The 22,371-nt window shown below is 72.6% G+C and carries 16 protein-coding genes and 2 pseudogenes; 6 read left to right on the plus strand and 12 right to left on the minus strand.

Features of this window, described 5'->3' with window-relative positions; genetic code table 11:
• Positions 1-305: 305 nt before the first annotated feature.
• A complete protein-coding gene (locus ACN20G_RS29610; protein WP_424216299.1) occupies positions 306-911 on the minus strand; it encodes a DUF6461 domain-containing protein in 606 nt (201 codons plus the stop codon).
• Positions 912-1,210: 299 nt separating this feature from the next.
• Between ACN20G_RS29610 and ACN20G_RS29615 the strand changes: the two genes are divergently transcribed.
• A complete protein-coding gene (locus ACN20G_RS29615; protein WP_424216300.1) occupies positions 1,211-1,735 on the plus strand; it encodes a hypothetical protein in 525 nt (174 codons plus the stop codon).
• 310 nt (positions 1,736-2,045) lie between these two features.
• On the opposite strand, the gene ACN20G_RS29620 is transcribed toward ACN20G_RS29615, so the two are convergent.
• Entirely contained in the window at positions 2,046-3,326 is a 1,281-nt protein-coding gene (locus tag ACN20G_RS29620) for a serine hydrolase domain-containing protein (RefSeq protein ID WP_424216301.1), read from the minus strand.
• A 227-nt stretch (positions 3,327-3,553) separates the two neighbouring features.
• On the minus strand, positions 3,554-3,937 hold the full coding sequence (locus ACN20G_RS29625) for a cupin domain-containing protein (protein ID WP_424216302.1): 384 nt from the start codon (positions 3,935-3,937) through the stop codon (positions 3,554-3,556).
• Between the two features lie 224 nt (positions 3,938-4,161).
• On the opposite strand from ACN20G_RS29625, the gene ACN20G_RS29630 reads away from it, so the two are divergent.
• A complete protein-coding gene (locus ACN20G_RS29630) occupies positions 4,162-4,317 on the plus strand; it encodes a DUF6131 family protein (RefSeq protein WP_424216303.1) in 156 nt (51 codons plus the stop codon).
• A 236-nt stretch (positions 4,318-4,553) separates the two neighbouring features.
• On the opposite strand, the gene ACN20G_RS29635 is transcribed toward ACN20G_RS29630, so the two are convergent.
• Positions 4,554-4,820 carry a DUF4235 domain-containing protein gene (locus tag ACN20G_RS29635; protein WP_424216304.1) on the minus strand — a complete coding sequence of 89 codons (267 nt, stop codon included), beginning with the start codon at positions 4,818-4,820 and terminating at the stop codon, positions 4,554-4,556.
• Positions 4,821-4,969: 149 nt separating this feature from the next.
• A pseudogene (locus ACN20G_RS29640) lies at positions 4,970-5,173 on the minus strand (ABC transporter ATP-binding protein); the annotation flags it as partial.
• A 262-nt stretch (positions 5,174-5,435) separates the two neighbouring features.
• Between ACN20G_RS29640 and ACN20G_RS29645 the strand changes: the two are divergent.
• A complete protein-coding gene (locus ACN20G_RS29645) occupies positions 5,436-7,280 on the plus strand; it encodes an ABC transporter ATP-binding protein (RefSeq protein WP_424216305.1) in 1,845 nt (614 codons plus the stop codon).
• Between the two features lie 555 nt (positions 7,281-7,835).
• Here ACN20G_RS29645 and ACN20G_RS29650 read toward each other — a convergent pair.
• Positions 7,836-8,159: a hypothetical protein gene (locus ACN20G_RS29650; protein ID WP_424216306.1), complete on the minus strand. Its 324-nt coding sequence runs from the start codon at positions 8,157-8,159 to the stop codon at positions 7,836-7,838.
• An 83-nt stretch (positions 8,160-8,242) separates the two neighbouring features.
• Positions 8,243-8,890 (minus strand): TetR/AcrR family transcriptional regulator, encoded by a 648-nt coding sequence (locus ACN20G_RS29655; protein ID WP_424216307.1) that lies wholly within the window; start codon positions 8,888-8,890, stop codon positions 8,243-8,245.
• A 235-nt stretch (positions 8,891-9,125) separates the two neighbouring features.
• On the opposite strand from ACN20G_RS29655, the gene ACN20G_RS29660 reads away from it, so the two are divergent.
• Together ACN20G_RS29660 and ACN20G_RS29665 are read left to right on the plus strand one after the other, a co-directional pair.
• Positions 9,126-9,440, plus strand: coding sequence for a DMT family transporter (locus tag ACN20G_RS29660; protein WP_424216308.1), 315 nt, complete (start codon positions 9,126-9,128; stop codon positions 9,438-9,440).
• Between the two features lie 50 nt (positions 9,441-9,490).
• The gene (locus tag ACN20G_RS29665; protein ID WP_424216309.1) at positions 9,491-9,946 is read left to right on the plus strand and encodes a WhiB family transcriptional regulator; all 456 of its coding nucleotides are present in this window, start codon (positions 9,491-9,493) and stop codon (positions 9,944-9,946) included.
• 83 nt (positions 9,947-10,029) lie between these two features.
• Here ACN20G_RS29665 and ACN20G_RS29670 read toward each other — a convergent pair.
• The 5 genes and pseudogenes from ACN20G_RS29670 to ACN20G_RS29690 form a co-directional block, all read right to left on the minus strand.
• Positions 10,030-10,374, minus strand: a pseudogene (locus tag ACN20G_RS29670) (protein kinase domain-containing protein); the annotation flags it as partial.
• Positions 10,375-10,644: 270 nt separating this feature from the next.
• Positions 10,645-11,661, minus strand: a complete 1,017-nt coding sequence (locus ACN20G_RS29675) for a fumarylacetoacetate hydrolase family protein (protein ID WP_424216310.1) — start codon at positions 11,659-11,661, stop codon at positions 10,645-10,647.
• Between the two features lie 57 nt (positions 11,662-11,718).
• Complete coding sequence (locus ACN20G_RS29680; protein ID WP_424216311.1) at positions 11,719-12,651, minus strand: MBL fold metallo-hydrolase; 933 nt, start codon at positions 12,649-12,651, stop codon at positions 11,719-11,721.
• Between the two features lie 28 nt (positions 12,652-12,679).
• Positions 12,680-13,312 (minus strand): hypothetical protein, encoded by a 633-nt coding sequence (locus tag ACN20G_RS29685; RefSeq protein ID WP_424216312.1) that lies wholly within the window; start codon positions 13,310-13,312, stop codon positions 12,680-12,682.
• 32 nt (positions 13,313-13,344) lie between these two features.
• Positions 13,345-20,862, minus strand: coding sequence for an SDR family NAD(P)-dependent oxidoreductase (locus tag ACN20G_RS29690; protein ID WP_424216313.1), 7,518 nt, complete (start codon positions 20,860-20,862; stop codon positions 13,345-13,347).
• Between the two features lie 659 nt (positions 20,863-21,521).
• On the opposite strand from ACN20G_RS29690, the gene ACN20G_RS29695 reads away from it, so the two are divergent.
• Positions 21,522-22,328 (plus strand): class I SAM-dependent methyltransferase, encoded by an 807-nt coding sequence (locus ACN20G_RS29695; protein WP_424216314.1) that lies wholly within the window; start codon positions 21,522-21,524, stop codon positions 22,326-22,328.
• The last annotated feature ends 43 nt before the right edge of the window (positions 22,329-22,371 follow it).

A 22,371-nucleotide genomic window follows, 5' to 3' on the forward strand; every position in this document is an offset into this window, starting at 1 on the left:
GCCCTGTTGGTGGCCCGACTCCTCGTCCGGATCTGTGCGGGCCGAACGCGGCGACCCGAACACAGAGCGCAGAGCGCAGGGCACAGAACGGTCGGCTCGTCACTCGACGCGTCACTCCGAAGCCGCGGCCGGAAGCACGGGGGCCACGACGGTGCGACCCCGAGGCCGCGAGCCCGCTCCGACGAGCGAACCGAGCCGGCCGGACCTCGCGGAACGGCCGGCCGACTGCCGGTCTCCCCCTGACCGTCACAGACGGCCTTCGGCCTCGCGGCGCGGGCCTGGCGCGGCCGTTCATCTCCTCGGACTCAGCGGATCACGAACGCAGGCAGCGGCTCGTCCCACAGGGCCCCGCGCGGGAGTGCAAGGCCGAAGCGGTCCTCGATCAACGCCAGGGTGTCCCGCACCCGATCCCGGTGGGGACCATCCTCGAAGGCTTGGGTGCCGTCGGGGTGGAGGATGCCGGCGGCCACCAGCTCGGGCAGGAGGAGGTCCGGGTTCCCGCCCCACCGCCAACATTCCTCGCCGATGCCGAAGCCGCACACGTCCAATCCGTCGCGCGCGTAGGCGAACGTCATCGGGGGGTGGTCCGGGGACGGATCGAGGCAGATCGCCTCCACGCCGTGTCGGGAGATCTCGTCCAGACGGTGCGCCGCACCACCCCCGAAACCGTATTCGACGGCGAAGGACCAGCCGCCGTGCGCGCCGACACGCACCAGATCCGGGCTCTGGCCCGACGGGTCGAGAACCAGGTTCAGCGCCGCACTGCCCGTGAGCACCCCGGACACCGGTCCCCGAACACCACCCAGGCGCCGGGCCAGTTCCTCCGGGGCGACGCCCCGCGCGAAGAGCAGGGCATGCGCCCAGTCCCCCTCCTGTTCCTCGGCCAACCACCGAACACCGCTGCTCACCATGCTCCCCCTCCCCCATCGGCACCCCCGACACTCCCGTGAATCCCTCGCGCGATCAAGCCGACCGGCGACGGTGACAGGCCCACCGACGGGGCAAACGGCCGGGCTTCCGCTCCTCGAACGGCCCGGCCGCCCCGAAGCGCGGACGCCGTGACACCCGGCGGGTCCCGTTCCGTGACGGGGTGCGGGAGAATGGGGTGGCGATCGAACGGGCATGCCGTGAGAACAGCCCGGCCCGTGCACACCGGCCCGGTTCGATCCGCCCACCACCATCGGCCATCACGACGGGATGCATTGTGCCTTTGCCCTCCGGACCCCACGTACCGGGACGGACCTGGATCGTCCGCGTCACCGGCCACGCCGACCACACCGTGTCCGTCACCTGCAGCGACAACACCTGCCGCATGCCGGCGCGTTCGAAGGACGTCGCGGCCGTGCGCCGCGCCGCCGCCGAGCACGCCGCGCTCCACGCCCGCCGTGCCGGCGCCCGCCCCGAAGCCTCCTGCCACTGCGGGGCCGAACAGTGCGCTCTGCACGAGGCCCGCGCCGCGTGCTCGGGAGCGTCCATGCTGGTGCTGATCCACAACCGGGCCGTCGGCCGGGTCTGGACCCTCGCAGACGTCTGCCAGGCATGTGCGCGCGAGATCCCCCACCTCACCGTCCTCGCCAAGGCGACCACCGCGTCCACCGCCCCCGCCCGCGTGCCGGGCGCCGCCGAGGCGACGCCGGTGCGGCCCGCGGTGGCGGGAGGGTTCTCCTCGCCTCAGGCCGCCTCCGACCCGACACCTCGCCGCCGCCCCCTCCAGCGACGCCGCTCACGGGGCTGACCACGCACAAGGGAGATCACCCGAAACCACGCGCCGACACCCCTGCCACGGCAGAGCGTCGGTCCGACCTCCGGGGGGCCGTCGAATCCGGGTCCGGGTCCGGGTCCAACGGTCCCCGGGGCGGGCCCGGAAGGGACAACCGGTCGAGGTGCCGGCCGTCTCCGGCAGGGTGAGGGGCACGTCACCCCTTCGAACCACTCCCCCGCGCCTCGTCGACGTCGCGAAGGTTTTCCCCGAACTCGGACCGCTCGCGCGCCCCGCGATAGGTTTCCTGTCGCGCCGTGCGGTGGGCGGGCTTGTTCCCGTGCCCTCAGCGGCCGGGTTCGGGCATCGGGGCGGGCGTCGGGGTGGAGGGGGGCGTCGTCGGGGCGAGGGACTTCGCGGCCAGGGTTGTCAGTCGTTCCTGTATCGCCGTTCCGGCCGCGCCGGGGTGCGGCCGGGTCTGGTAGACGACCTTCCGCGTCAGGTCCTTCGTGGCGAACGCGCCGCCCGTCCACGGTCCCATGGTCCCCGTCTTCCCCCAGGCCACCACTCCCCCGCCCAGGTCCACGCGCATGAGCCCGCCCCCGCTGAAGCACGCCGTGTCCCCGGGACAGGACGTGGTCGGGGCCAAGGGCACGTCCGGCACCTCGAACAGGTGCCGTTGCGTCGCGGCGGGCAGCAGTCGACCCCCGAGCAGGGCGGTCAGGAAGCGGTCCGTCTCCGCCGGCGTGGACTCCATCCCACCTTCCGCCCAGGCCCATGCCACCGAGGGGTCGGACGAGAGCCGGGTCTGCCGCAGACCCAGCGGCCCGGTCACGCGGTGCCGCAGCTCGTCGGCGTAACCGTGCCCGGTCAGGTTCTCGATCAGCAGACCGGCCACCAGGGTGTTCAGCCCGTTGTAACGCTGAAGGGTGCCCGGCGCCGGCGTGCGCTCGGACGGGGCGACGGCCGCGAACGAGGCCCGCACCACCGCCGCGGGCGCGTTGCCCTCCGCGGGCGCGGGCACCGGGTGCGGAAGGTCCGAGGTGTGGTCCAGCAACTGCCGCACCGTCACCTTCGACCATTCCGCCGGGATCAGGGCGGGCAGCCGCGCGCGGACCGGATCGTCGAAACCGATCCGCCCCTCGGCCACCAGCTGGAGCAGCACCACCCCCGTGTACAGCTTGGTGACGCTGCCGATCGGCCGTACCGCGTCCGGGTCCAGATCCGGGGTCGCCCCCACCCAGGGGCGTTGGCCGTTCGACGCGGACACCCGCACCAGCGCCGAGTCCAGCACCCCGTCCGGCATCCGGTCCAACAACGCGCGCACCCCGGCCGGTTCGGGTAGCGGACGCCCGAACGCCGGCCCCGGCACCGTGATCGTCGCGGACACCGGGACGGTGACCGTGCCCCGGCCCCGGACCGGGTCGACGACCGCCGAGGCCGTCGGCACCCCGACCGCGAGGAGGCTCAACGCGGCCCCGCCCACCAGCAGGGGCACGGTGAACCGGCGGGACGACCGCCCGACACCGGATCGGGAGCTCGAACGGGACCGGGAACGGGGACGCGGGTCGTCACGTGTGGTGACGACGTCCTCGACGGGGTGGTGTGCCGCGTGCGTGCTGTTCATGAGGGCCTCCGGGCAGGAAGGAACGGAGAAAGCGAGGTCGGGCCGAGGTGGGGTGGGCCGCCGGTCCGTACCGGCCGCCCCTCCCTCTCGGCGTGATCACATCCTCACCCGATCACTGTGCGTCACCCATCGGTGATCACCCTGACCCATCCCCGAGATCATCCCCGAGGCGCCCCCGAGCGCGCGACGCCCCCCACAGCGCACGCCGCCCGCGAATCGCGCGCCCGCTACGCCCCGCCCACGTCTCCGCCCGCGCCCCCGTCCAGGCCCCCGTCCAGGCCCGCGTCCAGGCCCGCGCCCTCGTCCGCTTCCTCGGGTCGCTCCACGATGACCAGCGTGCCCCGGCTGCCGGGGCGGACGGCGTGCCGGGTGCCGGGCGGTATCCGGAACAGCCCGCCGGCCCCCACCGTCACCTCGACGCCGTCCACCCACAGTTCGAGCCGGCCGTCGAGCACCAGCAGCACCTCGGCCTCCGCGTGCTCTTCCTCGGGCAGCGGCCCTCCGTCCATCCGCAGGGTCTTGACCCGGACCGCGCCGACCCGCCCCACCTCCACCGAATTCCACGCGGCGGGCAGGGTCGACGCGGTGTGCGCGACGTCCACGACGTACACGGGTGCCTCCTCGGGAGGGGCCCGCCCGCCGGTGCGCGGCGACGGACCCCGAACGCTCACGAACGGGATGTTCCCGACCGTAGCCCGGGGTCGGCGGGCGTCGGTCGACCGTTCGGCAAAACCCGGAGTCGACCCCTTTCGTACGTGCATGAGGGACGCCGATCCGGGCATACGAGGATCGCCGCTCCTCCCGGGGCGGACACCGTGCCGAATCGGAGGCTCTCATGATCGTCCTCGGTGTCGTCCTTCTCGTCGTCGGCTGGGTCACGGGCATCAGCATCCTGTGGACCATCGGCCTGGTTCTCTTGGTCATCGGCGCGGCCCTGTGGGTCATCGGCGCGCTCGGCCACGCCGTGGGCGGACGCCGTCACTACTGGTAGCCGTCCGACGGCAGGTGCGGCGGGGGTCGCCTCGGTTCGAGGCGACCCCCGCCGCACCCGCACGCGGACCCCCGGGAGCCGGGCACGCCCCCCGGGGCGAGAGTGACGACCGGGGTGGCCTGACGCCCGGGTCGGATTCACCCCGGACCGCAGTGCCGGCCGGGGTGGGACGGCGGACCGGGGCACCGGCCCGGGGTGGACGGTCGGCGCCGGGGCACCGGCCCGGGGTGGTTCGCTCAGCCCGGCCAGTCCCCCGTGGCGCGGCGCACGGCGACGGCGCCGCCGCGGTCCACGGCCGCCTTGACCACGGCGAAGATCGCCCCCTGGATCGCGGCGGCGAGCAGGATCTCCCGCCACCCCCGTGCCTCGTCCATCGCGTCCGGGGCGTCTCCCGAGGGATCCACGGCCTTCCAGATCCGGGTGTGCAGGGCCCCGGCCAACGCGCCGCCCGCCATCCCCATGAGCCATCCGACCGGCCGGTACACGACCTTCGCCTTGTTCATCGGCGTCTCCTGCCCCTCTGGCGCCTCTGGCACCTGTCGCACCACTGGCCCCTCTGGTATCTGCCGGTCCCGTGCCGGACGAGCCCCGACACGGGACCGTCTGCCCCCGCCCCGCCCCCGCACACGCGGGAAGGTCGGACGCGCCGTGATCAGTTCGGAACCGGGCCGACCCCGGTGCCCGGGTCCTCGGTGAGGAAGCCGCCGGACTGGTGGTGCCACAGGCGCGCGTAGGGCCCTTCGCGTTCCAACAACTCGGCGTGCGTGCCTTGTTCGAGGACGGTGCCCTTGTCGAGGACGACGAGGCGGTCCATCCCGGCGACGGTGGACAGGCGGTGGGCGACGACGAGCGCGGTGACGTGCGCGGCCTCGGCGGCCCGGCGTACCGCCGGCAAATCCGGTTGAAGTCGAACCTCGCGCGGTCAGACGGGATCCGCCTCCGACAAACGACGAGCTCCTCACGCCAGTCGTGATCGCACGTGTGCGCGAAACACGCACTTGGGGGTGAACGGGTGCGTGTGCGGTGAAAAACCCGTGGACCGGGGTGATCGGGATGCGGAAAACTGCGGGCTTCTCCCCGATCGGGGAAGACCCCAACACCGAACCTCCGAGGCAGAGATGATCACATCCGAGCCGCGCGCGAGCACGCCCTCCAAGGGGGCCGTCACCCTCGCGCTGCGCCACTACACCCGCGAACTCGTCCGCCTGCGCCACCTGTCCGTGCCCGCCATGGCCCTGCCCGCACTCGGAAACATCGCCATCTTCTACCTGGCGCCCCTGGCCGTCGCCAAGCTCGTCGGCCGCCTCGCCGAGGACGAACCGCCCTCAACGAGCGCCCTCCTGCCACAACTCGCCCTCTTCGCAGGCGCGTTGCTCCTCGGCGAGGCGCTGTGGCGGATCGGCCTGCACTGCCTCAACCGCCTCGACGCACGCGGGATCGAGCACCTCCACGTCACCGGAATGGACGAACTCGTCACCCGCGACTCCACCTTCTTCCACGACAACTTCGCCGGCTCCCTCACCAAGCGCGTCCTGAGCTACGCCGGCCGCTTCGAGGAGTTCGTCGACACCCTCGCCTTCTCCGTCTTCGGCAACCTCGTCCCCCTCGTCTTCGGCTGTATCGTCCTGTGGCGCTACGACCCCCTCATGGTCCTCGTCCTCCTCGCCATGATCACGATCACCGGCGCGGCCGTCGTCCCCCTTATCCGACGACGCCAACGCCTCGTCGACCGCCGCGAGGAAGCCGTCGCCCACGTCTCCGGACACGTCGCCGACACCCTCGCCAACATGGACACCGTCCGCGCCTTCGCCGCCGAAACCCGCGAAAGCGCCGAACACCGCGCACGCGTCGCCACCCTCAGCCGGCTCTCCCTGCGCTCCTGGGACTACGGCAACCTCCGCATCGACACCCTCGTCGCCCCCGCCTCCGTCCTCACCGGCACCCTCGGCCTCCTCCTCGCCATCCTCCTCGTCGGCCACGGACACGGCGTCGAAGCCATCGTCGTCGCCTTCACCTACTTCTCCAGCGCCACGCGCATCATGTTCGATTTCAACCAGATCTACCGGCGGTTGGAGCGGTCGATGACGGAGGCCGCGCAGTTCACCGAGCTGTTGTTGACCCCGCCGACCGTGCTCGATCCGCCGCACCCGGAGCCGTTGCTGCCGCAGCCGAAGGCCGGGGTCGCGTTCGAGGGGGTGCGATTCACGCACGCCGGGGCCGACGGGCCGCTCTTCCGGGGCCTGGACCTGGACGTGCCGGCCGGGACGAGGATCGGGCTGGTGGGACGCTCGGGTGGCGGGAAGACCACCCTGGGCCGGCTGCTGCTGCGCATGGCCGACATCGAGGGCGGCCGGATCACGATCGGCGGGCAGGACATCGCCCGGATCCGGCAGGCCGACCTGCGGTCGCTCATCGCGTACGTGCCGCAGGAACCCGCCATGTTCCACCGCACCCTGCGCGAGAACATCGCCTTCGCCCGACCCGGTGCCACCGACGCGGAGGTACGCCGGGCCGCCGAGGCCGCGCACGTCACCGAGTTCGTCGACGCCCTCCCCGACGGCTTCGACACCCTCGTCGGCGAACGCGGCGTGAAGCTCTCCGGCGGGCAACGCCAGCGGGTCGCGCTCGCCCGCGCCATCCTCCGCGACGCCCCCGTCCTCCTGCTGGACGAGGCCACCAGCGCCCTGGACTCCGAATCCGAACTCCTCGTCCAGGACGCCCTGTGGCGCCTGATGGAAGGCCGCACCGCGCTCGTCGTCGCCCACCGCCTGTCCACCGTCGCCGGCATGGACCGCCTCGTCGTCCTCGACAAGGGCACCGTCCTCGAACAAGGCACGCACGCCGAGTTGTTGGAACGCGAGGGGCCCTACGCGCGCCTGTGGCACCACCAGTCCGGCGGCTTCCTCACCGAGGACCCGGGCACCCCCGAGTCCCGGCCGACGGCCCCCCGCGCCCACGATTGACCACCGCGCAACGCGTCGAGTTTTTCCGGGGGTGCGGCTGTCCGATCCCACCCCCGGAGGACCACCCTCATGGCGAAAATTTCCGGATGATTGCCCGGCGGGCCCACATGGGCCCGGGCTGAGGCCGAACCCGAGGTACGGCAGAACAGGGAAACCGCGCGCGGAGGACTCGCGGTCAACGTCGTCGAGTGCTGACGAAACAGCCTCTGAGCTGCGGCTTCGCATCTTTCAGAGCTGTCGGGACCTTCCCTGCTTGCACGGAGAGAAGTCCCTGGGGAATCCCTGGAGAGGCTCTGGTCGGCAACCCGCCGACCAGGGCCTCTCCGGCGTTTCGCGGTCTCGGATCGACCGGACTCCTCAGCCTGTCCCGGGCCACAGCGAGCCGAGTGCCCCAGGCGCGGGCGATGCTGTGGGGTGGGGGCGGAATGCCTGGCTCCCCGCGTTGATTGGGCCGCACGCCGCCAGGTCGCAGACCGGGGGAATGGGGCCTCGGAGTTTGGTACGTGTGCCCGCGTTCCGGAGCCGGTCCTTCGGGGCACCCCTCTCCTCCCCTCGTCAGGCGTTGTTCGTCCGTTCGTTCAGGATCGGCGTGATCACGGTGGCCTGGAGCATGACCCGGGTGACGCGGGTCTCGCGGTTGGAGGCGGTGATGCCGTCGCCGTCGAGGCCGATCGGGGCCGCCTCGGTCGGTTCCCAGGTGGCGCGGCCGTCGGCGTCGGTCTCGTCGGCGGTGACGTCGCGCGGGCCGGTGCGTGCCCGGCCGGGGAGTCCGCCGTCGCCCTGCGGGCCGAGACCGATGGCGCGGGCGCAGGTGAAGCGCTCGCCGTCGACGCCGACGCTGTAACGGGTTTCGTGGTCGCGCTGGTTCGTGGATGTCATGTTCGCGCGGCTGCCCCAGGTCGTCCAAGGGGTGCGGCGGCTCGCCCACCGGGCCGCCGGTCGCGGGCGCCGGTCGCGGACGGTCAGTCGCGGGCGGGAGCGTTCTCCCCGGTGGCGGGCCGGTCGGCGTGTTCCACGTGGTCGGCGGCGTGGTCCGCGTGTTCCGTGCCCAGGCGGGCGAGGTGGGTGTCGAGGACCCGGATCGCCCAGGTGGTGTCCTCGTCGGCCTCCTGGCGGATGAGGTGCAGGGCGAGGCCGTCGATCAGGGCGTGGAGCCGTCGGGCCTCGGTCGGGACCTCCTCGGCGGGCACGCCCAGCCTCCGGGCCACTCCTTCGCACAGGGCCAGCAGGACCCCGTGGACGGCTCGGTGGGTCTGGTGCAGGGCCTGGTCGGTCATCGCGGCGGTGCCGAGGGTGACGTTGGCCTCCATCTCCAGGGTGCGCTGTTCGTCCAAGGGCAGCAGTTCCAGCAGGACCCGCGCGGGCCAGTCCGGGGCGTCCCGCGGGATGCGGGCGGTCCGGGCCGTGATGTGCTCGGCGACCATCTCGTACGCCCGGATCCGGACGCCCGCCTGGGTGGGCAGGGTGTAGCGCAGGGAGCTGGGCGCCAGACCGGCCTCGGCGGCGACCTTGCGCACCGTGAGGGCGCCGATGCCCTCGCGGGCCAAGACCCGCCAGGCCGCCTCGGAGACCAGGCGGTTGCGTTCTTCGGCGTCGAGTGCTCGGGGCATGACCCCATGGTCGCACGATCGTGCGAAAACGTGCTAGAACTTGTTTCGGCACAGTCGTACGAGAACGGGTGGGCGACGCCGGGCCGAGCGAACCCGACCGCACGGGTGAAAATCCGCCCGCGCCGGCCGGGGCCCCGCCCCGGGCCCGTCCACGGGCGAAACGATCCCCTGGACGCCCCCACCCGCACACCCGCGCACCCGAGACCGCCGCACGGCGTCGAAGGAGAACACCACCATGGCCTGGATCGTCCTGATCGTCTCCGGAGTCCTCGAAGCCGTATGGGCCACCGCCCTCGGCAAGTCCGACGGGTTCAGCCGTCCGACGCCCACCGTCGTCTTCGCCCTCGGTCTCATCGCCAGCATGGCCGGCCTCGCCTACGCCCTGCGCACCCTCCCCGTCGGCACCGGCTACGCCGTCTGGGTCGGCATCGGCGCCGTCCTGACCGTCACCTACGCCATGGTCTTCGACGGGGAGGCCGTCTCCGCCCTCAAGCTGCTCATGCTCGCGGGCATCGTCGGCTGCGTGATCGGCCTGAAGGTTCTCCACTGACCCTCCACTGACCCTCCCGGGCCCGTCCGCCGCCCGCCCAAGGAGTCCCCGTGTACGTGACCGACCTCCTCCCCGCGTTCCTGCGCACCCGCGACCGGTCCCCGCTCCCGTGCGCCGCCGGCGACCTCGACCCCGAGACGTTCTTCGCCGAGGACGCCGACACCATCGCGCGCGCCGTCGCCGTGTGCGCCGGCTGCCCCCCGTCGCGCCGCGCCGCCTGCGCGGACTGGGCCCGTGAGCACCGGGCCTGGGGCGTGTGGGGCGGGGAGGGCGACGCCGACCGCGCCCGGGCCGGCCGGCCCCCGATCGGCCTGGTCGGGACCGCCCCCGCGCCCAGGCCCGCCGCCCGGCGCACCAGGCCGCCCTGCGGCACCGACGCGGCCCACCAGCGCCACCTGCGTCGGGCCGAACCGCCCTGCCGGGCGTGCGCAGCCGCCCACGACGCCGTCCAACGCCTCACCGCACACCGGCCGACCTCGCCCGACCGGCGGACCCCTCCCCGGTGACCACGGGGCCCGCGGCCGGCCCGGACCTCGCCGGGCGCGGTCGTGGGCGAGCGTCCGTCGGCGGGCTCGTGGACGGCCCGCTACACGAGCCCCATCGAGGTGCCCTCGCCGAACGCGGCGCCGCCGGCCGCCGCCACGAGGACCGCGCCGAGCGCGAAGACGTCGGCGGCGGGGCCGACCTCGTGCCCCTGGGCCTGTTCGGGGGCGAGGAACCCGGGGGTGCCGAACGCGGTCCCGGTGTGGGTCATCCGGGTCGTCTCCAGGGCCCGGGAGATCCCGAAGTCCAGGACCCGGGGCCCGTCGTCGGCCATGATGATGTTGCCCGGCTCGAGGTCCCGGTGGACCAGGCCGCAGGCGTGCACGGCCTGGAGGGCCTCCGCGAGCGCGGCCCCCAGCGAGCGCAGGGCCGTCTCCCCCATCGGTCCCGACTCCTCGTCGCCTCGACCTCGGCGCGAACCACACCTCGCGGCCGTCCTCGCCCGCACCGCGTCGGATTTCTCGGTCGGTCCGCCGGCCGAGTGCCGACCGGGACAGAGGCGGGCGTGCGGGGTGCGGGCCGTGCTCCGTTCAAGGTGATCCGGCGGCCACCGCCCCCGGCACCTTGGGAGGTCACGGAGGACGAGTGCTCTCGGGCGGGCGCGACGGCGGGTGCGGAGGCTTTCGCGGAGCGGGTCGTCGCTCCCGGGTCTCGTGTCGGATCACGCGGGGCCCGGTTCCGGGCCGGCACCGTCCGGGCGGATCGGCCGTGCCCCGGTCCCGCTGCGCGCCCGCCGGCTCCCGGCGGTGAGATCGTCGGTGGGGGCCTCTTCGGCCGGGGCCACTCGGCAGGTCTGGGTGCCGAGTTGTTCCACGCCGATGGTGACCACGTCGCCGGGGCGGAGCGGAGGGCGTGCTCGGAAGCCCTGCCGGCCCCAGAGTTCCGCCAGGCAGCCGCCGCCGCTCGTACCGGATCCGAGAACGTCTCCGGTGCGCACGTCGGTCCCGCGGGAGGCGTAGGCGATCATCTGGGGGTAGCCGAAGCTCATGTTGCTCAAGAGGTCCTCGCCGATGAGCTCTCCGTTCACCATGGCGGTCATCCGCAGGGCGAAGGAGCGGTCCTTGCGGTAGGGGGCGAGTTCGTCGGGTGTGACGAGGACCGGCCCGAGGGTGGTGACGGTGTCCTTGGCCTTGACCGGCCCGAGCATGACGCCGAGCTCGGCGAACTGAAGGTCGCGTGCCGACCAGTCGTTCATGAGGGTGTAGCCGGCGATGTGCTCCTCTGCCCGGTCGAGGGGAATGTTCCGGCCGCTGCGGCCGATCACGGCGGCCACCTCCAGCTCGAAGTCGAAGAGCCGGCTGCCCGGTGGCATGCGCACCTCGTCGTGTGGTCCCTGAATCGCGTACGGGTTGGTGAAGTAGAAGGCCGGCGCCTGGTACCACCGGTCGGGCACCACCGCGTCGGGGCCCGCGAGTTTCACCATCCCTTCGATGTGTCGCTCGAACGTCATGAAATCGCGGACCGTCGGCGGTGCGGGGATGGGCGCGCGCAGCCGCAGGTCGGACAGTTCGCGCACGTCGTGTGGTCGCCGCAGTGCCTGCTCGCCCGCCTCCCGGAGTTTCGCCGGATGGTCCAGGAGGTCGAGGAGCCGGACCCCTCGGGGCAGTGCGTGGACCTGGTCGCCGTCCAGGACACCCACGCGATCTTCGCCCTCACCGGAGTACGTCACGAACCGCACGGGAATCTCCTCTCGTCTGTCGTGTCGGGCGTTGGACTCGCCGACGCGTGGGGGGGGTCAGCCCTTCCACTCGGCCATCTGTTGCAGCAGTGCGATCTCGTCGGGTCGGTCACCGCCGTCGAGCTGGTGGTACACGACGCCGAGGTTGATGACGAGGCGCTCGCGGTCGTGCAGGTGGGCGTGGGGGCCGAGGTCGAGGGTCGAGGCCGCTTCCTGCACGGACCTGCCCGCCTGATGGCTGTGGTGGGCGTGGTCCCGGAGGCGTTCGAGGTAGTCGCGGAAGTGGTGGACTTCCGCGGTTCCGACGATCGGGCCGTGTCCGGGAACGATCGTGGTCGGATCGAGGTCGATGACGCGTCGGCAGGCGGTGATCCAGTTGTCGATCGGTCCGGAGTGGATGACGGGGTGGCAGCCGACGAAGAGGATGTCGCCGGCGTAGAGGGTGTTCGTGTCGGGCACGTGGACGAGGACGTCCCCGGCGGTGTGTGCGGGGCCCACTTCCAGCAGGTGCACGGTGCGGGTGCCGACGTCGAGGGTGAGTTCTCCGCGGAACGTTCGGGTGGCCGGGGTGGGGGTGATGCCGGAGAAGTCGAAGGGTGCGAACGTCCGCTCCGCCCACGCTTGCAGTGCCGGTGGTGCCGCTTTGGCCGCCACCACGTCGAGAAGGGCGAGGCTGTTGTCGTCGAGCATGTGTCGTCGGGTCGCCTCGGACGCGATGATCTCCGCGTGGGGCAGCAGTTGGTTGCCCCACCAGTGATCGCTGTCGCCGTGGGTGTTGATCACCGTGTGGATCCGAGCGGTCGGTACCCGCCGGCCGATCTCGCTCAGCATCTCGTGGGCCTGGTGCACCGTGAACAGGGTGTCGATCAGCAGGGCGTCCTGCCCGGAGACGACGAGTCCGGCGTTGCTCCGGCCCCACGTGCCGTCGTGGGCGAGGTAGCCGTAGGTGTCCTGCGCGATGCGATGCAGCCGGGGTTCGTGCGGCGTCATGGGGTTCTCCTCGTGGTGCCGGCGGCGGCTACGGCAGGGGACGGGGCGGGGGGACGGTGATGGAGAAGGAGCGCAGGTAGAGGGCCATGCGGGTGGAGTGGCTCGTGAGTTCGGGGAGGTCCTCGGGCCAGGTGTGGATGGTCATGGTGGCCGGGCTGCATCGGGCGGTGCCGGGGACCGCGAAGTAGCCGAGGGCGTCGTGGTGGTCCCTGACGAAGGTGGAGAGGGGGACGTGGAGGGGCAGTGTGGCGTCGGTCGTGGGCCGGCAGTCCATGTCGAGGGTGGGGGTGCCGTGGGGGGCCGCTCGGAGGCGGGTGTCGTCCCAGGTGAGTGACGCGGGGGTGGCCCGCAGGTGCAGGTGGTCGTTGCATGCCTGCCGGATGACGGGGTCGTCGATGAGGAAGCGTGGCGCGTAGTAGCCGAATCGGAGGCGGTGACGGGCGGGGAGGGCCACTCCCATGGCGTTGTGGGTGGTGTCCCCGCCGCGGTAGCGGATGGTGAAGACGACCAGGAGCCGTCGGCTGATGACGGGCACGTCGGCCGGCACGTCGACCGGGTGTTTGGTGCGGAACAGTCCGAGCTGCATGCTTCCCCGCTGGTGCCAGGGCAGTGCGGGGGCCGTCGTGGGCGCGGTGGTCTCGTCCTCGTGTGGTTCGGCCATGGGTGCGGATTCCTCGGTGGGTGGTGGCGGGGTCAGCCGGTGGTGGCATCGGGGCCCGTGGTGGGGCGGGTGGCCGGGATCCTGTCGTGGACGAGTCGGGCCAGGGCGTCGAGGTGGGCGGCGCCGGAGATGTCCATGGAGGCGAGGCGGCAGCCGAAGTCGTTGAGGATGTTGGTGCCCAGTTCGGCGGCCATGAGGGAGTCGACGCCGACCAGGTCGAGGCGGCGGGTGCGGTCGACTTTGTCCGGGGTGGTCTGCATGATCCGGGCCAGCAGGTGGGCGAGGCGCCGCACGATGATCTCGCGGGCTTCGTCCTCCGGGAGGTGGGCGAGGTCGGTGTGGTGTTCCGTGCCGCCGGGGGTTCCTGGGGTGGTGTCGAGGAGGTGGGCGGTGCGGGGGGCGGTGAGGCGGGGGATGCTGTGGGCGAGTCGGCTCCAGTCGAAGTTCACGACGGCGACCACGTCGGCGTCGGGGTCGAACATGACCGTGTCGAGGGTCGTCAGGGCGCTTTGGGTGCCGAGGCCGCCGAGGCCGAGGCCGAGGAGCTGGTCGGTGATCTCGGTGCGCAGCGCGTATCCGCTGTCGTTGATGACGCCCCACTGGATCGACAGACCGGGCAGGCCGTCGCGGCGGCGGTCGCGGATCAGCGTGTCCAGTGCGAGGTTGCCGCCGATGTAGGGCGCCTGCTTGAAGTTGCCGACGGTCGCGGCCCCGGAGCTGTAGGCGATGAAGAAGTCCAGCGGCAGGGAGCGCGTGAGCCGGTCGAGGTTGTGGACGCCGGTGAGCTTGGGGGCCAGGACACGGCGCAGCCGGTCGGTGGACAGGTTGACCAGGTCGTCGTCGTCCAGGACCATCGCGGCGTGGATCACGCCCGCCAGGGGGTGTCCGCCGGCGTCGATGGTCTTGAACAGCTCCGTCATCGCCGCGGTGTCGGTGACGTCGGCGGCGTGTGCCGTGACGTGGACTCCCTGGGCTCGGAGGTCGGCGAGGAGTCCTGGGGCCTCGGGTGCTTGGGCGCCGCGCCGGCTGACCAGTTCCAGCCGGCGGGCACCGCGCCGCGCGAGGTGGCGGGCGGTGGCCGCGCCGAATCCGTTGAGGCCCCCGGTGATGAGGTAGGTCGCTTCGGGGCGCAGGCCGATCGAGGGGGGTGCGGGGCGGGCGGGCACGGGGTCGTCGAACGTGACGACGACTTTGCCGATGTGCCGGGAGTGTTGGAGGCAGGCGAAGGCGTCGGCGATCTCGGCGGCCGGGTACACGCGGTGTGGCAGCGGTCGGTAGGTGCCCTCGTGGACGAGCCGCGAGATGGTGTCGCGGTGCCGGTCCATGACGGGGGACGGTGTTCCCACCATGGCGGAGATGTCCGCGCCGAAGTACGCGAGATCGGCGGAGAAGGCGCCCAGGGGCAGGGACTGGTCGGCGATGATGTCGCGTTTGCCGAGTTCGACGAATCGGCCGTGCTGCGCCAGCAGGCCCAGGCTGCGGGTCGCGGCCTCGCCCGCCAGGCAGTTCAGGACCACGTCGACTCCGCGTCCGCCGGTGATGTCGGTGATCTCCTCGGCGAAGTCGAGGCCGCGTGAGTTCAGGACGTGTTCGATGCCGAGGGTGCGCAGCAGGTCGCGCTTGGCCGGGGTGCCGGCCGTCGCGATGACCTTGATGCCGTGGGCTCGCGCGTACTGCCAGGCCGCGAGGCCGACGCCGCCGGCCGCGCCGTGGACGAGCATGGTCTCGCCGGGTTGGGGCTTGGCGAGCCGTTGCAGGCAGTGTTGGACGGTGATGAAGGCGACCGGGAGGGTGGCGGCCTCGGCGAAGGTCATGTCGTCGGGCAGGCGGATGGCGCGGTCGGCCCGGGCCACGGCGTGCGTGGCCAGCGCGTAGTGGCCGGGGGCGCAGACGCGGTCGCCGATGGCGAGGTCGTGTACGCGGCCGCCGATGGCGACGACGGTTCCCGCGGACTCGAACCCGAGCGGGATGAGGCCGGGCCTCTGGTCGGGGACGTGGTGCCAGGGCGGTACTTGGGCGGTCGCCACCATGATGTCGCGGTAGTTGAGAGCCGAGGCCCGCACTTCGATCGTGATCTCGTCGGGCCCCGGGTCGGGGATGACCTGTTGTTGCCAGTGCAGCCGGTAGCGGTGTCCGCGGTGGGTGCAGTTGAGGACCGCCGGGCCGGTGGTGTGCTCGACGGCGGGTCGGGCGGGCCGCAGGCGGGGGACGGCGCGGGTGTGGCGTGCGAGGAGGACCTCGTCCTCGGCGGTGGGGGTCGTGAACTCGGCCCGCAGCACCCGGGCGAGCGCGGTGGCGCTGTCGGGTTCGTTCGGGTCGGGCCAGTCCAGGGCGACGCGTCGGATGTCGAGTTCGGGTGCCTCGTTGGCGAGGCTGCGGGCGGCGCCCCAGGCCACGGCCCCGGCTCCCGGGGCGGGAGGAAGGGCTCCCGGCAGGGCGCGGGCGGTGTGCACGACGAGCCAGAGGCGGTGCGGAAGGGCGCGGGCGTGCCGTGCGGTGACGCGGGCGATGTCCCGCAGCAGGGCGCAGTGGCGCACGGCCTGGTCGGTCACCAGGTCCGGCGGAGCGTCCTCGGATCGGTCGGCGTCGATCAGTACGACGATGTCCACGGGCGAGTCCTGCTCGCGTGCGGTGTCCTCCCACACCCGGGCGGCCTGTTCGGCGTCGACGTGGCGGGCCGCGCCGGCGGCCTGGCCGATCAGCTCGTGGGCCAGGCGGCGCGTGTGGTCGCCGTGGTCGTCGAGGGTCACGATCAGCTGGGGGCGGATCGATTCGGGTGCGGGTACCGGCTGGGGGCCGGTGGCGGGGTGGACGCGGGCGCGGGTGGCGAGGATCACGGTGGTGTCGTGGCGGTCGGGTCCTTCGCCGTCGCCGTGGTGGGTGATGTCGGCGAATCCGTTGTCGGCGAGGAGGGTGGTCCACTGCTCGCGGGAGGGGATCGGGCCTCGGGGGCGGAGTTCGGTGTCGGTGGCGCTCCAGAAGGAGTCGAGGAGGCCGAACACGGAGACGAAGTGGTCCGCGTCGGTGCTCTCCATGGCCAGGAGGTGTCCGCCGGGGACCAGCAGGGTGGATACGCGGGCCAGGGTCGTGGAGAGGTCCTTGGCGGTGTGCAGGGCGTGTCCGGCGATCACGAGGTCGTAGGAGGCGGGTGTGAAGCCCTGGTCGACGGGGTCGGCGTCCAGGTCGAGAGTCCGGAAGGTGAGGAAGTTCTCGGGGAAGCGGCGTTGGGCCGTGGTGAGGAACGCCGGGGAGATGTCGGTGTAGGTGTACTCGGTGCGGTCGGCCGGCAGGACCGGGAGGAGGCACCGGGTGGTGGCGCCGGTGCCGGCTCCGACTTCGAGGATGCGCAGCGGCCGGTCCCGGGGTCGGTCGGCGAGCACGGCTTCGAGGACGACCGCGGCCACCTGGTTGTGGTGGCGCAGGACACCGGCGGTGTCGTACAGCCGGGCGGCGAGGGTGTCGGCTTCCGAGAACAGCAGGTCCATGGGGTCCCGGCGGCCGGTGAGGACGTCGGCGAGGTGGCGGCCGCAGACCGCGTAGGTCTGGAGTTGCATGGTGTCACCGGGGAAGTCCAGGACGGCGGTGGTGAAGAGCTCCTCGGGTCGAGGGTGGCGGGCGTGGGTCCAGGTGTTCTCGTCCCGGCGGGCGATGACCCCGTGCCCGGCGGCCTGTTCGAGGAGGGCGGTCAGCAGCCGGCGGTGTTTGGGGTGGGCGCCGGCGGCTTCGAGGTCGTCGAGGGTGAAGGGGGTGTCGGTGGGGGCCAGGGAGCGGATCGCGGAGGCGGTGAAGTGCGCGATCATCTCCAGGGAACGGGGCCGGAACCGGTCGTGGCGTCGGCTGCGCCGGCGGCTGCCCAGGACGGCGAGCGCCTCGCTCGCGCGGGTCGCCACCGCGCGCGGGTCGAGCGGGGGTGCGGGGGGAAGCGCCCGGCCGGGCAGGGTGGCCGACCGGAGCTCCTCGCGCATCCGGGGGACGGCGGTGCCGGGACCGCCGACGAAGCGGCGCATGCGCACGCCACGCAGTTCGAGTGCCACGGCGCCCTGGGGCGTGGTGAGGGTGACGTCGAGGAGGAGTTCGGTGCCGATCATGGCGGGCTGGGTGCGGGAGAGGAGTCGGATGGTTCCGTCGGCGGGCAGGGGTTGCCACGAGCGCACGGACTCCACGCTCACCGGCAGGTAGGGCGCGGCTTCCTCGCCCAGCAGGTGCACGGCGCTTTGCAACGCGCCGTCGAGGACGGCGGGGTGGGCGAGGTGCTCGCCCACGGAGAGGTCCTCGCCGAGGCGGTGGTCGGCGAGGACCTCGTCCCCGCCGGCGTGCACCCGGCGCACGCTGCGGAATACCGGGCCGTAGTTCAGGCCGAGCTTGGTGCACAGGGCGTAGTGCTCCTCGGCCCCGGCCCGCAGCGGCAGCCGGGTCCGCATCTCCTCGGTGACGGGTGCGGTGGGTTGTGGGCGGGTGAGCCGGCGGACCCTGCCGCGCACGTGTTCGGTCCAGCCTTCCTGTCGGGCGGACCGGGCGGCGATCGTCACCCGGCCGTCGTCCGGCCGGATCCGGGTCTGCACGGAGGTCCGGGCCGACGGGTCGGCGAACGGCAGCGCGAGCGGCGCCTGGACGACGACGTTGAGTGCCTCGACGGGACCGTCCCACACGCGGCCGGCCGCGGACAGCACCATGTCGAGGAATCCGGCGACGGGCATCACGACCGCGGCGTCGACCTTGTGGTCGGCCAGCCACGGATGGGTTCCCGGCTCCAGATCGGCCTGCCACTGCGGATCGGAGGACTGCTCGCGCCGTCCCAGCAGGGCGTGGGGGGCTTCGGTGGGCAGGTCCTCGCCACCGGACTCCAGCCACCAGTCGGCGTCCCCGTTCCAGTGGATCTCGCGCTGCCACGGATAGGCGGGCAGGTCGACGACGCGGGCGCCGTCGGGGAAGTACGTCTCGTGGTCGAAGACGGCGCCGGCTGCCAGCAGCCGGGCCGCGGTGTCCTCGACGGCCGTCGGCCCGCTCGCCGTCCGCGACAAGGTGGCCAGTACTTCCACGCCGTGGCGGCCGGCGGTGATCCGGCGCAGGTATCCGCCCAGGATCGGGTGGGGGCCGATCTCCAGCAGGATGTCGACCTCGTGCGTGTCGATCATGTCGGTGATGGCGTCCCGGAAGCGGACGGGTTCGCGGATGTTGCGCCACCAGTACTGATCGTTCATGGCCGACGCCGAGGGCAGGGCGCCGCCGGTGACGGTGGAGAACACCGGGATCCTCGGCTTGCCGGGCGCGAGACCGCGGAGGCGGTCGGCCAGGAAGGACCGCGTCCCGTCCATCGCCGGACTGTGGAACGCGTACGGCATCGACAGCGGCCGGTGGAAGACGCCGGCCTGCCGCAGTTCCGTCCCCCACGCCGCCAGGGCTTCGCCGTCGCCGGACACCGTCACGTCCCGGTCGCTGTTGACGCCCGCCACGACGATCCGATCGGCGAGACCGGCCTCCCGCAGTCGGCGCAGGGCCTCCTCCTCGCCCAGGCCCACCGCGGCCATGCCGCCCTGCCCATGGGTCAGGGCCTGGGCGTGGCTGCGTTCGACGATCACCCGGCATGCCTCGTCCCGGTCGAGGACCCCGGCGCAGTAGGCGGCGGCGACCTCGCCGACGCTGTGCCCGCTCACGGCCGCCGGGCTGATCCCGGCGGCCTTCAGCGCCGCGACCAGACCCACCTGCACGGTGAACAGCAAGGGCTGCACCACGTCGGCGCGTTCCCACCTCGCGGCGTCCTTCGGCGCGGTCAACTCCGCGCGGACGGACCACCCCAGCCGGGGCCGCAACACGGCGTCGAGCGCGTCGACCTCGGCCGTGAACGCCTCGTTCGCGCCCAGCAGCTCGGCGGCCATTCCGGGCCAGGGCGCCCCGTTCCCGGAGAAGACGAAGCCCACGGTCCCCGTGGCCGCCCGCGTGCCCGTGGAGCCGTGGTCCACGGATTCCCCTCCGGCCAGGGAACGCAGACGGGCCGCGGCCTCGTCCGCACCGGTCGCCAGGACGGCGAGCCCGTGATGATGGCGCGCGCGGAGCCGGCAGGTGGAGAAGGCGACGTCGACGAACGCGTCCCCGGAGCGTGACAGGTGGTCGGCCAGCTCTTGCGCGGCCTGGGCGACGGCGCGCTCGGTGCGTGCCGACAGCACGAGCGGGCGCAACCGTTCGCTCCCCGACGGGGGCGCGGGCGCGGGCTGGGGTACGGGGGCGGGGGCGGGGGCTCCGAGGATCACGTGCGCGTTGGCGCCGCCGAAGCCGAAGGAGTTGACCCCGACGACGCACCGGCGGCCGGACACGGTCAGCGGGCGGGCGCGCAGTACCGGCTCCAGGCCCAGGCCGGCGAAGTCGATCGTCGGGTTGACGGGCTCGGAATGCAGGGTGCGGGGAATGCGCCGCTCTCGCATCACGACGATCGCCTTGCACAGGCCCGCGACTCCGGCCGCGGCCTCCAGATGCCCGAGGTTGGACTTGACCGACCCCACCGGAATCGGGTCCGAGACACGGTGACGGCCCAGTGCGGCGCCCAACGCCGCGCACTCGACCGGGTCCCCGGCCTGCGTGCCCGTCCCGTGCGCCTCCAGGTAGGCCAGCTCCGCCGGCTCGACGCCGGCCGCCTCGTACACCTCGCGCAGCAGTGCCTCCTGGGCCGTGGCGCTGGGCAGGGCGAGACCGGGCGTGTGTCCGTCGCAGTTCGCGGCGGTGCCCATGATCACCGCGTGGATCCGGTCCCCGTCGGCCACGGCGGCCCGCAGCGGCTTGAGCACGAAGACGCCCGCCCCCTCGGAGCGCACGAATCCGTCGGCCAGGGCCGAGAACGGATGGCACCGGCCGGTCGGGGACAGCATGGATGCCTGCGACCCGCCGATGAAGCCCATCGGGTTCAGCAGGACGGTGACGCCCCCCGCCAGGGCCAGGGCGCTGCGGCCGCTGCGCAGGGTCTCGCACGCGTTGTGGACCGCCGTCAGCGAGGACGAACAGGCGGTGTCCAGGGCGACGGACTGGCCGCGCAGGTCGAAGGAGTGCGAGAGCCGGTTCGCCGCGTTCGACGCCGCGGCTCCGGCCATGCTGTAGGCGTTCACCGCTCGCGGCCGCTTCATCTGCAGATCGCCGTAGTCCCGCGTGGAGATCCCGATGAACACGGCCGTGTCGGTGCCGGCCAAGCGCGCGGGGTCCAATCCAGCGTCGTCCAGGCCCTCCGCCGCGCACTCCAAGAGGAGCCGGTGCTGCGGGTCCATGCGGGACGCTTCCTTGGGGGAGATCCCGAAGTGCTCGGCGTCGAACCCGGCGATGTCGTCGACGAACCCACCGGCCGCCGTGTACGACTTTCCGGGACTCGACCCACTGGCACTGACGAAACGATTCTTGTCGAACCGGTCGGCGGGAATCTCCCCCACCAGGTCGACTTCCTCGGCGAGTGCCTTCGCGAGCCCGGAGAGGGAGTTCACGCCACCGGGCAGGCGCAGCCCCACACCGACGATCGCGACGTGGTCGTCGCGCCGGTCCGGCGTGTCGAGAGGTTCCGTGGACGAAGTCACTGATGCACTCCTGCCGATGCCGTGAATTGAATGTGGCGGCCCGAGAACAGCCCGGCGCGAGAAAATCCACGCCCGGGGTCGTGTGCGAACCGGAAAGTGTGACCTGAGCCCGCGGAGCAGGCGATGGAGGCGATCACAGCCGTGTGGCGTGACCCTCGCGGCGCGTGGCCGAAGTCGAGAGCGGCGAAATGACATCACGTCGATTTCGCGAGCCGCTTTCAAGCTTCGCATCGTTCGGAGAATCCCCGCAAGACGCGCCGGCGGAGAGCGAAGTGACCTACGGGAGCGTATCGATCGAATCGCGCGCGCCCTCACGCCCGCCCGTACGACCCGTGCCGGGAGCGATCGGCGCGCGCGGTGGCGCAACGGTCCCGACGAGCGCACACCCCCTTTTTCTCCGCGCCCGCCAGTGCACCCGAACCCCCTGTTCAGGGCTTGTGCGACGGAGGAGCAGCCCACGACAGTGAGATGCGGGGCACTCGTTTTCGGCAGCCGTTTTCCGGTGTGCCCGGCCCGATGTCCCGGCGGGGAGAACAGGCGGGGCCGCCGCCACGGATCACCGCGGCCAAGGGGGTGAGCGGCCGCCCTTGGCACCGATATGGCACATCACCGTCGTGGCGCCCGTACCGACCCGCCCCGGGTGCCTCTCGCATGGAGCGGTGCCCGTGAACGAAGGGAAATACATGAGCATTGCCTACGGTGACGGCGCGCTGAACAAGGAGATCCCGACGGAATTGGCGCGGCTGCATCGACTGGAGGAGTTGTTCGACCCCATCTCCCGGCAGGCCATCGAACATGTCCTGCCACCGCCCGACGCCTGTTGTTGGGACGTCGGGGCCGGGGCGGGCTCCATCGCCCGACACCTCACCCGACGTCTGCCGCGCGCCCGGATCACCGCCACGGACATCGACACGCGGTTCCTCCGAGACCTCGAACCACGCGTCCGTGTCCTGGAGCACGACGTGACCCAGGACATGCCCCCGACAGGCCCTTTCGACCTCATCCACATCAGAATGGTCCTGGAACACCTCCCGGACCGTGATCGCGTCGTCCGGCGCTTGATCGAGTGGCTCAAACCAGGCGGCTCACTGGTCGTGGTGGGGGTCGACCTCTCTCAGACGGGCACGTCGCCTCATCACGCGCTGCACACCTCCACCAGAGCCATCGCGCACTTCCTGGCGACGCAGTTGGGCACCGACGCCACGTTCACACGTGCGCTGCCCCCGATGCTCGCCCGAGCGGGCATGACCGACATCGGAGCCTCCTTCCACCCCTTGACGGCAGGGGACGCGGGTGCCGGATCCGCCTTCTACCTCGCACTGCTCGAACAGCTCAGCGGACCGCTCCTCGCCGGCGGAGCGCTGGACGCAGAACAGATCGAGGCCGCCCGCCGGTGGTTCGGAGAGCCCGGGAACGTCGACATCGTCGGTGTCGCGCCCGCGGTGTGGGGCCGCCGTCCGCACTGAACCGAAGCGGGTCCGGCATCCCGGTCATCGGCGGCCGCAGGTG

It is taken from the genome of Streptomyces dryopteridis, from assembly GCF_049606955.1.
Classification (GTDB): Bacteria; Actinomycetota; Actinomycetes; order Streptomycetales; family Streptomycetaceae; genus Streptomyces.

Bases quoted from the DNA above. Each gene is read 5' to 3' on its own strand.
- ACN20G_RS29680 (WP_424216311.1), bottom strand. From the start codon at position 12,651: ATGACGCCGCACGAACCCCGGCTGCATCGCATCGCGCAGGACACCTAC.
- ACN20G_RS29645 (WP_424216305.1), top strand. From the start codon at position 5,436: ATGATCACATCCGAGCCGCGCGCGAGCACGCCCTCCAAGGGGGCCGTC.
- ACN20G_RS29630 (WP_424216303.1), top strand. From the start codon at position 4,162: ATGATCGTCCTCGGTGTCGTCCTTCTCGTCGTCGGCTGGGTCACGGGC.
- ACN20G_RS29650 (WP_424216306.1), bottom strand. From the start codon at position 8,159: ATGACATCCACGAACCAGCGCGACCACGAAACCCGTTACAGCGTCGGC.
- ACN20G_RS29685 (WP_424216312.1), bottom strand. From the start codon at position 13,312: ATGGCCGAACCACACGAGGACGAGACCACCGCGCCCACGACGGCCCCC.
- ACN20G_RS29655 (WP_424216307.1), bottom strand. From the start codon at position 8,890: ATGCCCCGAGCACTCGACGCCGAAGAACGCAACCGCCTGGTCTCCGAG.
- ACN20G_RS29620 (WP_424216301.1), bottom strand. From the start codon at position 3,326: ATGAACAGCACGCACGCGGCACACCACCCCGTCGAGGACGTCGTCACC.
- ACN20G_RS29610 (WP_424216299.1), bottom strand. From the start codon at position 911: ATGGTGAGCAGCGGTGTTCGGTGGTTGGCCGAGGAACAGGAGGGGGAC.
- ACN20G_RS29660 (WP_424216308.1), top strand. From the start codon at position 9,126: ATGGCCTGGATCGTCCTGATCGTCTCCGGAGTCCTCGAAGCCGTATGG.
- ACN20G_RS29635 (WP_424216304.1), bottom strand. From the start codon at position 4,820: ATGAACAAGGCGAAGGTCGTGTACCGGCCGGTCGGATGGCTCATGGGG.